Here is a 12528-nt window from a genome sequence, read left to right as displayed (position 1 = left end):
CGCCGCCCGTCCGGCGGATCACTGGGGACGGGCGGGCACGGGCCCTTCCTCGGGCGGTCCGGGGACGGCGCTTCCCGCGGCGGCCGCGGCCGCCGCGGGCGCGTCCGGCCGGGCGGCGGCCCAGCCGGCCCGGTCCACCCCCTCGCCGAGCGCCCGGCGCGCCCTCTTGCGCAGCTGCGAGTCCATGTCACGGCGGATCCGTCCGATGATCTCATCCATGTCCGGCATGCGGGCGAGAGTAGATCATCGGACCCCAACTGCGCACCGGATCACGGGTATTCACCCGCGCGGATGACGCGCCGGGGCCGGGAGCCGGGAAACGGCCCGGTCAGCCGCCTTGTGCCGCCACGAGCACCCCGGCCCCGGCGCGCGCGTACCAGCGGTCGCCGCGCTGTTCCGCGAGGCCCTGCCCGGCGAGCCCGGAGACGTGCTTGAGGATGGTGCGCGGCTGGTAGCCGACCGCGGCGCACAGCTCCTCGACGGAGGCGCCCCCCGTCCCGTAGGAGCACAGGCCGTCCCAGGTCCTGGCCGTGTGCCGGCCGAGGTCGGGGACGACCGTCCGCTCCGGCTCGGGGCGGGTGCGCGGGCGGGACGGGCCGACCGGCCTCGGGGTGCGGTTGACCCTGCGGTGCCTGCGGCCCTTCTGGCGCTTGCTCATGAACCACTCTCCTGTTCCGGTGTGCCGGGGCTGTTCGGTGTGTCTGTGCCGGTCCGTGTCTGTGCCGGTCGCTCGCCGTGAGGTCAACTCACCGCGCCCCCGGGCGGTTACGGACGTCACCGTGGGTGGCGCGTCCTGACGCACCGCTACCACGGAGCGCCGGGTGACAGTCCCCCTTGTCGGATATGTGACGCTGGTGGCGTGCACATAGCGAATGTCGAGGATGAGACGGGACGCACCGGATTGCCGAGGATTCTTGGAGCGGCACGGGTTTTCCGCGGCCGGAGCCGATCAACATGACGGGTGTGACCGTGGAACCCGTGCGCGTGCAGGACGACGGCGACGCGGCGGCCGCGCCGCCCGCGGAGGGCCGCGGCCGGCGCCGCGCCCGCGAGGCCGTGCTGCTCTGCCTCGCCGTACTGATCAGCACCTTCGGCTACCTGTACGCCGGGCTGGCGACCACCGGGGAGATCCCCCCGCAGCTCGCCGGCTTCGCGGGGAGCATGGTGTGCCTGGCCCTGGTGCCGCACCTCGTGCTGCGCCGCTTCGCCCCGGACGCCGACCCGCTGATCCTTCCGCTGGCGACGCTGCTGTCGGGCATCGGACTGGTGCTGCTGTTCCGGCTGGACTTCGCCTACGCCAAGCGCTACGAGTCCCCCGGCACCGCGTCCGGACAGCTGCTGTGGACCGTGATCGGCGTGGCGGTCTGCCTGGGCGTGCTGCTCGTCCTGCGCGACCACCGCCGGCTCCAGCGCTACATCTACCTGACGATGACCGTCGCCCTGGTGCTGCTGATGGCACCCGCGGCCTTCCCCGGCGACACCTACGGCGCCAAGCGGTGGATCTTCCTCGGGCCGCTGTCGTTCCAGCCCGGCGAGTTCGTCAAGACCATGATCGCGATCTTCTTCGCGGGCTATCTGGTCACCCACCGCGAGGCCCTCGCCCTCACCGGCCGCAAGGTCCTCGGCTTCCGCCTGCCGCCCGGGCGGCAGCTCGCGCCCATCCTCGCGGTGTGGGTGCTGAGCCTGATGGTCCTGGTCCTGGAGCGCGACCTCGGCACCTCGCTGATCTTCTTCGGGCTCTTCGTGGTCATGCTCTACGCGGCCACCGAGCGCACCAGCTGGGTCGTCTGCGGCCTGCTGATGGCCGCCGTCGGCGCCGCCGCGGTCGGCTCCACCGAGCCGCACGTCAAGGGCCGCATCGTCGCCTGGCTGCACCCCTTCGACATCTACCTGCCCAAGGACCGGCGGCCCCCGGGCCTCATCTCCGACCAGGCCGCGCAGGCCCTCTTCGGCTTCGGCAGCGGCGGGGTGACGGGCACGGGCCTGGGCGAGGGGCACCCCGAACTGATCGGCTTCGCGGGCCGCAGCGACTTCATCCTCACCACCGTCGGCGAGGAGCTCGGGCTCGCCGGGGTGATGGCCGTCCTGCTGCTCTACGCGCTGCTCGTCCAGCGCGGTCTGAGCGTCGCGCTGCGCTCCCGCGACCCGTTCGGCACGCTGCTCGCCGTCGGACTCGCGGCCGCGCTGGCGCTCCAGGTCTTCGTGGTGGCCGGCGGCGTGCTCGGCCTGATCCCGCTGACCGGCAAGGCCCTGCCCTTCCTCGCCAAGGGCGGCTCCTCCCTGGTGGCCAACTGGCTCATGATCGCCCTGCTGCTGAGGATCAGCGACGCGGCCGGGCGCGAACGGGCGCCGGTGCGGCGGGAATAGCCGGGCGGCGGGGGCCGCGGAGCGCCCGTCGAGCGGGAGCGCGGCCCGCCCGAGGGGCGGCCCGGCGGGCCCCGGTGCACGATGAGGGCATGTTGCTGGACGCCCTCGCCCGGGTCTCCTCGGAGGTGTCGGCCGTGCCGTCGCGGACGGCGAAGACGGAGCTGCTGGCCGGGCTGTTCCGCCGGGCGGAGCCCGAGGAGGCGCCGCTCGTCGCCTCGTACCTGGCGGGACGGCTGCCGCAGCGCCGGACCCGCGTCGGCTGGCGCACCCTGCGGGATCCGCCCGCCCCCGCGGCCGTCCCCTCGCTGACCGTCCTGGAGGTGGACGCCGCGCTCGGCGCCCTCGCGGCCGTCACCGGGCAGGGCGCGCAGGCCGAGCGCAAGCGCCTGGTGGACGCGCTCCTGGCGCGCGCCACCGAGCGCGAACAGCACTTCCTGCTCCGGCTCATCGCCGGCGAGCTGCGCCAGGGCGCCCTGGACGCGCTGGCCGCCGAGGGCGTGGCCGCCGCCACGGGCGCCGACCCGGCCGAGGTGCGGCGCGCGGTGATGCTCGGCGGCTCGCTGGGCGCCGTCGCCCGGGAGCTGCTGGCGAGCGGCCCCGCGGCGCTGGCCGGCTTCCGGCTGCGGGTGGGCAGCCCGGTGCTGCCGATGCTCGCGCAGACGGCCAAGGACGTGGACGAGGCGCTGGACCGGCTCGGGCCCTGCGCGGTGGAGGAGAAGCTGGACGGCATCCGCGTCCAGGTGCACCGCGACGGGGCGTCCGTCACCGTCCACACCCGCACGCTCGACGACATCACCGCGCGCCTGCCCGAAGTGACCGCCGCGGCGGCCGCGTTGCCGGTCTCCTCCGCCGTCCTCGACGGCGAGGTGATCGCCCTGGACGCCGACGGGCGGCCGCACCCCTTCCAGGACGTCGCCGGGCGGGTCGGCACCCGCTCCGGCACCGGCCTACCCCTCTCGCCGGTCTTCTTCGACCTCCTGGCCGTGGACGGGCGCGACCTGCTGGACCTGACGACGGCGGAGCGGCACGCGGAGCTGGCCCGCGTCGTGCCGGAACCGCTGCGCGTACGGCGGCTGGCCGTGCCCGACCCCGCGGACGCGTCCGCCCGGGCGGCGGCCCGCGGCTTCGCGGCGGAGGTGCTGCGCCGGGGGCACGAGGGGGTCGTCGTCAAGGCCCTCGCCGCGCCCTACACGGCGGGCCGGCGGGGGGCCTCCTGGCTGAAGGTCAAGCCCGTCCACACGCTCGACCTGGTCGTCCTCGCCGCCGAGTGGGGCCACGGCCGCCGCACCGGCCGCCTCTCCAACCTCCACCTGGGCGCCCGGCGCCCCGACGGCACGTTCGCCATGCTCGGCAAGACCTTCAAGGGCCTGACGGACGCGATGCTGGAGTGGCAGACGCGGCGGCTGCGGGAGCTGGCGGTGAGCGACGACGGGTGGGTGGTGCGCGTCCGGCCGGAGCTGGTGGTGGAGATCGCGTACGACGGCCTCCAGCGGTCGTCCCGCTATCCGGCGGGGGTGGCGTTGCGGTTCGCGCGGGTGGTGCGCTACCGCGAGGACAAGCGGGCGGAGGAGGCCGATTCCGTGGAGACGGTCCTGGGGGGTGCTTCCCCGCCCCCGCCCTGATCCGTTGCCGCAGGGGCTTCGCCCCCCGGGCCCCGGCCGCCGCTCCTCCTCACGTGCCGGACGGGCCGTCCCGGTCGACCTGCGCCGGGCACAGGCGCCGCGGCTTCCCCTCCCCCTTCAGCGACGCGTCCACGCACCCGCCCGGCAGCCCCCGCCACTCCTTCGTCCCGAAGTTCGCGGTCACGGTGAGGACTCCGTCGCCGAAGACCGTCCGCTGCACGGTCCGGTCCCCCGTCAGCGTGCGGAACGACGTCATCGCCTCCGTGCCCGCCGCCTTGTGCAGGGGCGAGAAGTACTTCTGGAGGGCGGCCAGTTCGGCGCCGCGCGACCGCAACGACGGCCCGTCGAGGACGAAGTTGAGCGGCGTGTTGTAGAGCATGGCCAGCAGCGCCCGGTCCGTCTTCTGGCGCGGCAGCTTGTCGTAGGGCAGCTCCCACCGCTCGACGTTGACGAGCGAGTCGTGCAGCGCCGTCTCGTACAGCGGGACGCGGTACGCCGGGTCGTACATCGCCTTGGCGACGTCGGCCGGCAGCTCCGCCGGCTTGAAGAACACGGCCGGCGCCTTGGCCGGCGCGTAGCCGCCCCACTTCTCCTTGTCGCGCTCGGCCTTCCAGAGCCCGTCGGCCACCGGCGTGCCCGAGCCGTGGTCGTAGGCGAGCACCTGGTTGGCCCACGCGCCGGCCGACTCGGAGCCGAGGACGAGGCCGCGGCCCGCGCGCTTCATGCGGGCGAGGCGGTTGGCGCGGTCGCGGGACTTGGTCATGGGGTGGGCGGCGCTGTGGTCGCGGAAGAGCTCGCCCGCCGCGTCCACGTCGAGGAAGTAGCTGTCGGCGCCGTTGGCGGTCATGGCCCGCGTCCGGTCGGCGAGGTAACCCCGGCCCCGGGCGTCCTTCTCGAACGCCTCGGAGCTGAGGTAGCAGCCGCGGTCGTGGAAGCCCGGCTCGGGCGTGCCGTCGGCGCGCCGGACGCAGAAGTCCGGGTGGACGGTGCCGGGCCAGACCGAGGTGGGGGCGTCGGCTGCCTTGGGGTCCTGCCCGTTGGCGAAGGAGTCGTACGGGCCGACGAGGTAGCCGGCCTTCTTCGCGGCGGCCACCGCCCCGGCGGACATGCCCTTTTCGTCGGCGTCGTAGCCGAGCCACATGCGGTCGACGCCGAGGGCGCGCAGCGCCTTGATCCCGTCGGCGGTGCGGGCCTCGCCCCAGGTGTAGGCGTGGAAGGCGCCGAGCAGCCCGCCCGCGGCCGGGTTGGCCCGGATCTTGTCGCGGAGGCTGCCGAGCCGTCCGTTCTCCTGGAGCCAGGAGCGGTGGTCGGCGGCCGGGGCGACCGGGGAGCCGTCGGTGAGGGCGAAGGCGACCGTGTAGTCCGTGGTGCCCTCGCCCCGCGAGAAGCGGTGTTCGGCGGTGGCGCGCAGCCGCCCGCGCTCGGAGGCGACGCGGAGCGTGGTGCCGATGTCGGTGGGCACGAGGTAGCTCGCGCCGAGGCCCTTGCCCAGGGTGTAGCCCCACAGCGGCAGGGACAGCCCGGAGTCCATCCCGATCGCGCTCCCCGCGAGCCCGGCGCGGCCGGAGTTCCAGAAGCGGTCGGCGACGGGCAGCGACAGGCCCTCGCCGCGCGGCAGTTGGAGGGCGGTGGCCGCCGGGTCGGCGCCCGTGACGGGCCAGGCCAGGGTCCCGTCGGCGGCGCCGTCGGAGCGCACGGAGACCAGCAGCCGGCCGTGCTCGGCCCGCGCGGTGACGGTCCGTCCGGTCCCGGCGTAGGTCCAGCGCGCGCCGCCGTCGGTGACGGCGACGCGGCCGGGCCGGCCGGGCGACTGCGCGGCGGGCGCGGACAGTTCGACCGTCCCCGCCGCGGTGCGGGCGGTCACCCGCAGGGTGGCGGGGTCCACGGTGGCGGTGCCGCCCCGGACGGGGATGTCGACGAGGCCGCCGTGGACGGTGACCGCGGACGGGGCGGCGGCCGGCGCCGCGCCGGCGGAGGGGGCCGGCGCGACGCAGGGCAGGGTGACCGCGAGGGCCACGGCGGCGGCGCGCAGGACGGCATGACGTGAAGTGGTGTGGCGCATGGGGAAGTTGATATCGGCAGGGCGTAAGAGCTTTCTAAGAGCCCCCTCCCACGCCCGCCGGTCACTTCCCCGTGAACAGCTCCAACAGGTCCTGGCGCCCGAACATCCCCGCCGTCTCGATCGCCGACGGCGTCCCCGCGGCCGGGTCCGCCCCGTGGTCGAGGAGCAGCCGGACGACCTCGTCCTCGGCCTTGAACACGGCGCCCGCCAGCGGCGTCTGGCCGCGGTCGTTGGCGCGGTCCGGGTCGGCGTCGCGGGCGAGGAGCGCCTCGACGGTGCGCGGGTGGCCGTGGTAGGCGGCCAGCATCAGCAGGGTGTCGCCGCGGTCGTTGGTGAGGTTGACGGGGACACCGGCGTCCACGTACGCGGCGAGGGTGTCGGTGTCGCCGTGGCGCGCCAGGTCGAAGACCTTGGCCGCGAGCTGGAGCACCTCGGGGTCGTGGGCGGGCTCGGTCTCGGGGGTGGGCTCGGGCATGGGTCGCGTCCTCGGGATCGGTTCCGGTCTTCCGGCCCCACCCTACGTACCGCCGGCGGGTGCCCGCCCGCGGACGGGGCGTCCGGGTCCGTCCGCGGGCGGGCGGACGGCCCGTCACTCGTGTGCCTCTTCCCGGATGTCACGGTTCCGCCTTGCTGTGACTCTGGAAGGACCCATGGTGACCGCCCACCGGTCAGGCCCCACCAGTCAGGAGACCGTCCATGATCCTCTCCATCTCCGGCGTCGTGCTGCTGGGCATCGTCGTGTTCCTGTTCTTCCGCAAGGACGGGCTGAAGGCCTCCCACGCCCTGGTCTGCGCCCTGTTCGGGTTCTACCTCGCGGGCACGGCCATCGCCCCCAGCATCAAGGCGGGCGGCGCCAGCCTCGCCGGGCTGCTCGGCGGCCTCAGGTTCTAGCCCCGGGGCGTGCCCCCCGTTCCGAACGTCGTCCACAGGAGGCCGTGATGGGCCGACGAGGGATCTCCCGCGCCCTGCCCGACCGCACGCCGTCCGGCCGCGCCATACCCGGCGGGTCCCCGCTCCCCCGCGGCCGGGAGCTGGCCCGTACCGTCGCCGACGGCGCCCGGGACGTGCTGCACCCGGTGATCACCGTCGCCCGGGGCCTGCGGTCGCTGGCCGCGGCCGGGCGGCGCGGCTGGCAGCGCACGCCGCGCGACCAGCGCGGCGCCGCCCTGCTGCTGGCCGCCTCCTGCGTCATCATCGTCGCCCTCGTGCCCTACGGGCCGCCGCTCGCCGCGGCCGCCCTGCTGGCGGCCGGCGCCTGGCGCGGACGCGAGCGGGCGCAGCGGCCGGCGGGCGGCCAGGACCCGCTGGCCGCCCGCCTCCAGTCGCTGTACGAGGCGCTGGTGCCCTACTTCTCGTCGCCGCGGGATCCCGCGCCGCTCTACCGCCACGGGGGCTCCTGGCGGGAGGTCTTCGACGACCACGGCTTCGACCGGGACGGCCGGCTCGTCGCCCTGCGGCTGCGCTACCCCGCGTACTTCACGGACGGCGAGGGCGACGCCCGCGCCCGGGTCGAGCACCTGCTGCGGATAAGGGCGGGCCGGGACCGCGAGTACCGCTTCGTCTGGAACGAGGAGGAGGGCACCCTCGACGTCACCGCCCTGCCCGCGCTGCCGTCCGGCATCGGGGCCCAGCGCTTCGTGACGGCCCCGGGCGAGACCGTCCTCGGGTTCACGGACCCGGCCGGCGTCCGGCGCACCCTGCCGGTGACCGACGGGGAGCGCACCCTCGACGTCCCGCCCGTCGTCTGGCGCACCGGCCGCCAGTCCACCGAGCCGCACCTGCTGGCCCTCGGGACGCCCGCGGCGGGCGTCACGACCCTGCTGCGGTCGGTGCTGCTCCAGGCGCTGCCGCACGCGGACGCGGTCGTGGTGGACGGCGGCGGCACCGGCGAGTACGCCTTCCTGGCCGGCCGGGAGGGCGTGCCGGCCGCGGAGTCCTCTCCGGCCGGCTGCGCGGCGGCGCTGGAGTGGGCCGCGCGGGAGACCCAGCGGCGGCTGGTGGCCATCAACGCGGCGCGCCGGCAGGGCCGTCCGGCCCCCGAGGACGTCCGCCGGGCGCTGTGGGTCGTGGTGGACCGGCCCGCCGCGCTGGCCGAACTCGCCGTCCGCCAGGGCCTGCCGGACCCCGGGGAGCTGCTCCAGGTCCCGCTGCGGCACGGCCGGGCCGCGAACGTGACGGTCGTCGTCGGCGAACAGCTGGAGAACGCCCGGCTGTTGTCCGAGGCGGTCTTCGCGCACACCCGGGCCCGGGTGGTGCTCGGCCCCGTCCCCGCCGAGCGGGTGCACGCCGTGCTCGGCGCCCCGCCCGGCACCACCCCGCCCGACGACCCGCCGCCCGGCCGCGGCTACGCCCGGCTCGGCACCGGCCCCGTCCACCGCCTCCAGGTCCCGGACACCCCCGACCCGTACGACGAGAACGCCCCGGACGCACCCCGCCGCGCGGTGCTGGCGCTCCTGCCGGAGTGGCCGCCCTGCGCCGACGCGCCGTGCCCGGCCGCGCCGGCCGAAGCGGCGCTCGCTCCCGGCGGGGGCGCGCCCGCTGGTGAGCCCGCCGCTGCGGCCGCCTGTGCGCCCGCCGCTGCGGCCGCCTGTGCGCCCGCCGGTGCGGCTGCCTGTGCGCCCGGTGCGGCCGTTGTCGCTGCCGCCGGGGCGGGCGCCGGGTGGCCTGCCGGGACGGGCGGTGCTTCGGCCGCCGTCCCGGGCGCCGATCCGGGCGCCGGTCCGGGCGCCGAGGCGGCCGCCGTCGCCGCCGGCGGCTCAGGCGCCGTCCCGGCCGTCGGCCCGGTCGCGGACCCCGCCAACGGCCAGGGCGCCGGCTCAGGCGACGAACGTGCGGGGCGCGTCGGCGGCGACCGGGGCGCCGGTGGCGACGAGGTGGGCGGCCTCGGCGAGGCGGGTCACCGCCTCGTCGGCGACAGGGGCGGCGACGGTGAAGGGCAGGCGCACGTACCCCTCGAAGGCCCCGTCGACCCCGAACCGCGGTCCGGACGGCACGCGTACCCCCAGCCGCTCGCCGACCTGGGCGATGCGGGAGCCGGAGAGCCCGCCGGTGCGCACCCACAGGGTGAGCCCGCCGCGCGGGACGCCGAACTCCCAGTCGGGGAGCCGCCGTCGGAGCGCGTCCACGACCGCGTCCCGGCTGGCGCGCACCTCGTCGCGGCGCACGGCGACGGCGGCGTCCCAGCCGCCGCCCTCCAACAGCCAGGAGACGGCGAGCTGTTCGAGGACGGGCGTGCCGAGGTCGGCGTAGGGGCGGGCGGCCACGAGGCTGCGGATCACCTCGGGGGCGGCGCGCACCCAGCCGATGCGCAGCCCCGCCCAGAAGGACTTGCTGGCGGAGCCGACGGTGACGACGGTGCTGCCGGCGGGGTCGAAGGCGCAGACGGGGCGGGGCACGGCGAGCCCGGGTTCCAGGACGAGGTCGGCCATGGTCTCGTCGGCGACGAGGACGGTGCCGGCGGAGCGGGCCGCCTCGACGAGTTCGCGGCGCTGCTCCTCGGGGGCGAGGGAGCCGGTGGGGTTGTGGAAGTCGGCGATCACGTAGGCGAGCCGCGGGGCGGCGTCGCGCAGGACCTGGCGCCAGGCGGGCAGATCCCAGCCGCCGAGCCGGTCGGCCATGCCGACGGGGACGAGCCGGGTGCCGGCCTCGCGCAGGAGCTGAAGCACGTTGGCGTACGACGGTGACTCGACGGCGACCCGCTCGCCGCGCCCGGCCAGCAGCCGGCAGATGGCGCCGACGGCGCCCATCGCCCCGGTGGTGACCATGATCTGCTCGGGCATGGTGGGGACGCCGCGCGCGGTGTAGCGGTCGGCGAGCGCCCGGCGGAGGGCGGGGAGGCCGGCGGGGTAGTCGCCGTGGGTGTGCGCGTAGGGCGGCAGTTGGTCCAGCGCGCCCCGGAAGGCGTGGGTGAGCCAGGGCTCGGGGGCGGTCAGGGCGGCGCAGCCGAGGTCGATCATCGAGCCGGTGGCCTCGGGCGGGAGCGGGTCCAGGGCGCGGGTGGGCAGCGGGCTGCCCGCGGGCACGGCGGTCCAGCTCCCGGCGCCGCGCCGGGATTCGAGGAAGCCCTCGCCGCGCAGCGCCTCGTAGGCGGCGGCGACGGTGGTGCGGCTCATGGAGAGCGCGGCGGCGAGCTCGCGCTCGGCGGGCAGCCGGGCGGCGACCGGGACGCGGCCCTCCAGGACGAGGAGCCGGACGCGGTCGGCGAGGGAGCGGTAGGCGGGCACACGGCGGCCGTTGAGGGACGTCACCGTGCCCGTGGCCTCGGTCCCGGTCTGGGCGTCGAGGAGCCGGGCGAGCTGCTGGGCTCCTACGGAGGCGGTCCACTGACTCATCGTGTGCAGTCCACCTTCTTGGAATTGGCCATGGATCTCGGGTGCTTCCGGTCCACAGACTGCCACGGAACAGGCCACCCGCACCACCGTCGGGGTCGGCCGACGACATCGGGGAGGGGTTGTGCCGACACCGACACGGGCCGGTCTGGAGGAGACCGCCGGGCGGCTGGTCAGGCTGTACGCCGGACTCGCGCTGTACGGGACGAGCGCGGGGCTCCAGCTGCGGGCGGGGCTCGGGCTGCCGCCCTGGGACGTGCTCAACCAGGGGGTGGCCCGGCACGCGGGGCTGTCGATCGGGACGGCGTCGATCCTGATCGGGGCCCTGGTGCTGCTGCTGTGGATCCCGCTGCGCCAGCGGCCCGGCCTCGGCACGGTCTCCAACGTCCTGCTGATCGGGCTGTCGCTGGACGCCACGCTCGCGCTGGTGCCCGCGCCGTCCTCGCTGTGGGCGCGGGTCCCGCTGCTGGTCCTGGCCACGGCGCTGTGCGGGCTGGCGACCGGCCTGTACATCTCCGCCCGCTTCGGCGCGGGGCCGCGCGACGGGCTGATGACGGGGCTGCACCGCAGGACCGGGCGCTCGGTGCGGCTGGTGCGGACCTGCATCGAGCTGGCGGTGCTGGCGACCGGCTTCGCGCTGGGCGGCTCGGTGGGCGTGGGGACGGTGTTCTTCGCGGTGGCGATCGGGCCGCTGGCCCAGTTCTCCCTGCGCCTGTTCGGCCCCTCGGGGAGCAGGACGGTGGCCGGGAACACGGCGGTCGCGGCCGTCGCGCCGGTGCCCGTGGAGACCCCCGCCGCACGCCCCGGAACGGCGAGCCGGTAGTGTACGCCTCTGACCCACCGGATGAACCGTTACTGCGCGCTGAAGTGCCAGAAACGCTGGGTGACATCTGTTGTCAGATGTGACAAACCGGGCGCCGGTGGGTACAACAAGGGGCGGCACGACGGGCGACGCATGTCCCTCAACGGGGAATCTTCACCGCCGACCGGACGTTGACCGGATGACGACGACAGCGACACCTGTCCTGTGGGCGACAAGCCCGGGAGGCACGAATTCATGAGTGAGCGAGCTCTCCGCGGCACGCGACTTGTGGTGACCAGCTACGAGACCGACCGCGGCATCGATCTGGCCCCGCGCCAGGCGGTGGAGTACGCATGCCCGAACGGCCATCGCTTTGAGATGCCGTTCTCTGTGGAGGCGGAGATTCCGCCGGAGTGGGAGTGCAAGGCGTGCGGCGCCGTGGCACTCCTGGTGGACGGCGACGGTCCCGAGGAGAAGAAGGGCAAGCCCGCGCGTACGCACTGGGACATGCTCATGGAGCGGCGCACCCGCGAGGAGCTGGAGGAGGTGCTGGCCGAGCGGCTGGCGGTCCTGCGCTCCGGCGCCATGAACATCGCCGTGCACCCGCGCGACACCCGCAAGTCGGCCTGACGGCCGCGCGCGACGACGAGGGCCCGGCCACCGCTTCGGCGGTGGCCGGGCCCTTTCGCGTCCGAAGGAGCCAGGGACTAGCGCGGCAGCTGCGGGTCGTCGGCGCGCGGGGGCGAGGGGCGCTCGTCGTCCCGGATCACCTCGCCCTGGACGACCTTGCCGTCGGCGGTGCGCATGCGCGCCTGCGCGAACGCCCGGGCGCCCGCGGAGCGCTCCAGGCGGCGCCCCACGGCCCTGCGGATCGCCGAGCGGGTCGGCGGGAACAGGCACAGCAGCCCGGCCGCGTCCGAGAGCAGTCCGGGCACCATCAGCAGGAGCCCGCCCAGCATCGTCAGCGCGTTGCCGCCGCCCTCCTCGGCGGCCGGGGCGGCCGGCGCGCCGGGGCCCTGGAGCGACTCGCTCAGCCGCCGCCAGGCGCGCCGCCCGGCCCGCTTGATCACGTACGAGCCGGCGACCACGCCGGCGACCAGCAGCGCGAAGACGGCCCAGCCGCCGGCCGCGTCACCGACGAGGATCAGGAGCCAGATCTCCAGGACGGCCCAGACGGCGATCGCGAGCGGGATCAGCTTGCGGGGGCCTCCGCGGAGGGGCCGGCGGCTGGTGGCGGGCTGCTGCGGCGTTCCGAACGTCATGCCTCAAGTGTGCCTGGGCGGGGAGGGTGCCCCGGACCCTCCCCCGGAGGGGCCCCGGACCCTGCTCCGGAGAGGGGGCGGGCCC

The 12528-nt window shown here is 76.0% G+C and carries 11 protein-coding genes and 1 pseudogene; 6 read left to right on the top strand and 6 right to left on the bottom strand.

All coding sequences use genetic code 11. The annotated features are described in order from the left end of the window. Window positions 1–18: 18 nt before the first annotated feature. Together AC230_RS24740 and AC230_RS31485 are read right to left on the bottom strand one after the other, a co-directional pair. Window positions 19–228, bottom strand: coding sequence for a hypothetical protein (locus AC230_RS24740; RefSeq protein WP_049718517.1), 210 nt, complete (start codon window positions 226–228; stop codon window positions 19–21). A gap of 100 nt (window positions 229–328) precedes the next feature. Further along, a complete protein-coding gene (locus AC230_RS31485; RefSeq protein ID WP_078871549.1) occupies window positions 329–658 on the bottom strand; it encodes a hypothetical protein in 330 nt (109 codons plus the stop codon). 296 nt (window positions 659–954) lie between these two features. On the opposite strand from AC230_RS31485, the gene AC230_RS24730 reads away from it, so the two are divergent. Continuing rightward, a complete protein-coding gene (locus tag AC230_RS24730; protein WP_078871548.1) occupies window positions 955–2367 on the top strand; it encodes an FtsW/RodA/SpoVE family cell cycle protein in 1413 nt (470 codons plus the stop codon). An 89-nt stretch (window positions 2368–2456) separates the two neighbouring features. Then, complete coding sequence (locus AC230_RS24725) at window positions 2457–3989, top strand: ATP-dependent DNA ligase (protein ID WP_049718516.1); 1533 nt, start codon at window positions 2457–2459, stop codon at window positions 3987–3989. A 49-nt stretch (window positions 3990–4038) separates the two neighbouring features. Here the strand turns inward: AC230_RS24725 and AC230_RS24720 are convergent, their stop codons facing one another. Further along, window positions 4039–6051 (bottom strand): glycoside hydrolase, encoded by a 2013-nt coding sequence (locus tag AC230_RS24720; protein ID WP_053161370.1) that lies wholly within the window; start codon window positions 6049–6051, stop codon window positions 4039–4041. Window positions 6052–6112: 61 nt separating this feature from the next. Then, on the bottom strand, window positions 6113–6526 hold the full coding sequence (locus AC230_RS24715; protein WP_049718515.1) for an ankyrin repeat domain-containing protein: 414 nt from the start codon (window positions 6524–6526) through the stop codon (window positions 6113–6115). 221 nt (window positions 6527–6747) lie between these two features. On the opposite strand from AC230_RS24715, the gene AC230_RS24710 reads away from it, so the two are divergent. Beyond that, a complete protein-coding gene (locus tag AC230_RS24710) occupies window positions 6748–6942 on the top strand; it encodes a hypothetical protein (protein WP_004948848.1) in 195 nt (64 codons plus the stop codon). 47 nt (window positions 6943–6989) lie between these two features. Next, window positions 6990–8684 (top strand): annotated as a pseudogene (locus AC230_RS34070) (hypothetical protein); the annotation flags it as partial. A gap of 183 nt (window positions 8685–8867) precedes the next feature. Here the strand turns inward: AC230_RS34070 and AC230_RS24700 are convergent. Next, window positions 8868–10382, bottom strand: coding sequence for an SCO1417 family PLP biosynthesis transcription factor (locus AC230_RS24700; RefSeq protein ID WP_049718513.1), 1515 nt, complete (start codon window positions 10380–10382; stop codon window positions 8868–8870). Between the two features lie 121 nt (window positions 10383–10503). Here AC230_RS24700 and yczE point away from each other — a divergent pair, with 121 nt between their 5' ends. Together yczE and AC230_RS24690 are read left to right on the top strand one after the other, a co-directional pair. Beyond that, a complete protein-coding gene (yczE, locus tag AC230_RS24695; RefSeq protein WP_078871547.1) occupies window positions 10504–11202 on the top strand; it encodes a membrane protein YczE in 699 nt (232 codons plus the stop codon). Between the two features lie 234 nt (window positions 11203–11436). Continuing rightward, window positions 11437–11811, top strand: a complete 375-nt coding sequence (locus tag AC230_RS24690; RefSeq protein WP_004948858.1) for an RNA polymerase-binding protein RbpA — start codon at window positions 11437–11439, stop codon at window positions 11809–11811. A gap of 77 nt (window positions 11812–11888) precedes the next feature. Here AC230_RS24690 and fxsA read toward each other — a convergent pair whose 3' ends face one another. Beyond that, on the bottom strand, window positions 11889–12443 hold the full coding sequence (fxsA, locus tag AC230_RS24685) for an FxsA family membrane protein (protein ID WP_049718512.1): 555 nt from the start codon (window positions 12441–12443) through the stop codon (window positions 11889–11891). Window positions 12444–12528 lie beyond the last annotated feature (85 nt).

This window comes from Streptomyces caatingaensis (genome assembly GCF_001187435.1).
GTDB classification, from domain to species: Bacteria; Actinomycetota; Actinomycetes; order Streptomycetales; family Streptomycetaceae; genus Streptomyces; species Streptomyces caatingaensis.
This window is presented reverse-complemented; position numbering and strand designations above follow the sequence as displayed.

Excerpts from the sequence above, each read along its gene's own strand:
- AC230_RS24740 (WP_049718517.1), bottom strand. The coding sequence starts at position 228 with ATGCCGGACATGGATGAGATCATCGGACGGATCCGCCGTGACATGGAC.
- AC230_RS31485 (WP_078871549.1), bottom strand. The coding sequence starts at position 658 with ATGAGCAAGCGCCAGAAGGGCCGCAGGCACCGCAGGGTCAACCGCACC.
- AC230_RS24730 (WP_078871548.1), top strand. The coding sequence starts at position 955 with ATGACGGGTGTGACCGTGGAACCCGTGCGCGTGCAGGACGACGGCGAC.
- AC230_RS24725 (WP_049718516.1), top strand. The coding sequence starts at position 2,457 with ATGTTGCTGGACGCCCTCGCCCGGGTCTCCTCGGAGGTGTCGGCCGTG.
- AC230_RS24720 (WP_053161370.1), bottom strand. The coding sequence starts at position 6,051 with ATGCGCCACACCACTTCACGTCATGCCGTCCTGCGCGCCGCCGCCGTG.
- AC230_RS24715 (WP_049718515.1), bottom strand. The coding sequence starts at position 6,526 with ATGCCCGAGCCCACCCCCGAGACCGAGCCCGCCCACGACCCCGAGGTG.
- AC230_RS24710 (WP_004948848.1), top strand. The coding sequence starts at position 6,748 with ATGATCCTCTCCATCTCCGGCGTCGTGCTGCTGGGCATCGTCGTGTTC.
- AC230_RS24700 (WP_049718513.1), bottom strand. The coding sequence starts at position 10,382 with ATGAGTCAGTGGACCGCCTCCGTAGGAGCCCAGCAGCTCGCCCGGCTC.
- AC230_RS24690 (WP_004948858.1), top strand. The coding sequence starts at position 11,437 with ATGAGTGAGCGAGCTCTCCGCGGCACGCGACTTGTGGTGACCAGCTAC.
- fxsA (WP_049718512.1), bottom strand. The coding sequence starts at position 12,443 with ATGACGTTCGGAACGCCGCAGCAGCCCGCCACCAGCCGCCGGCCCCTC.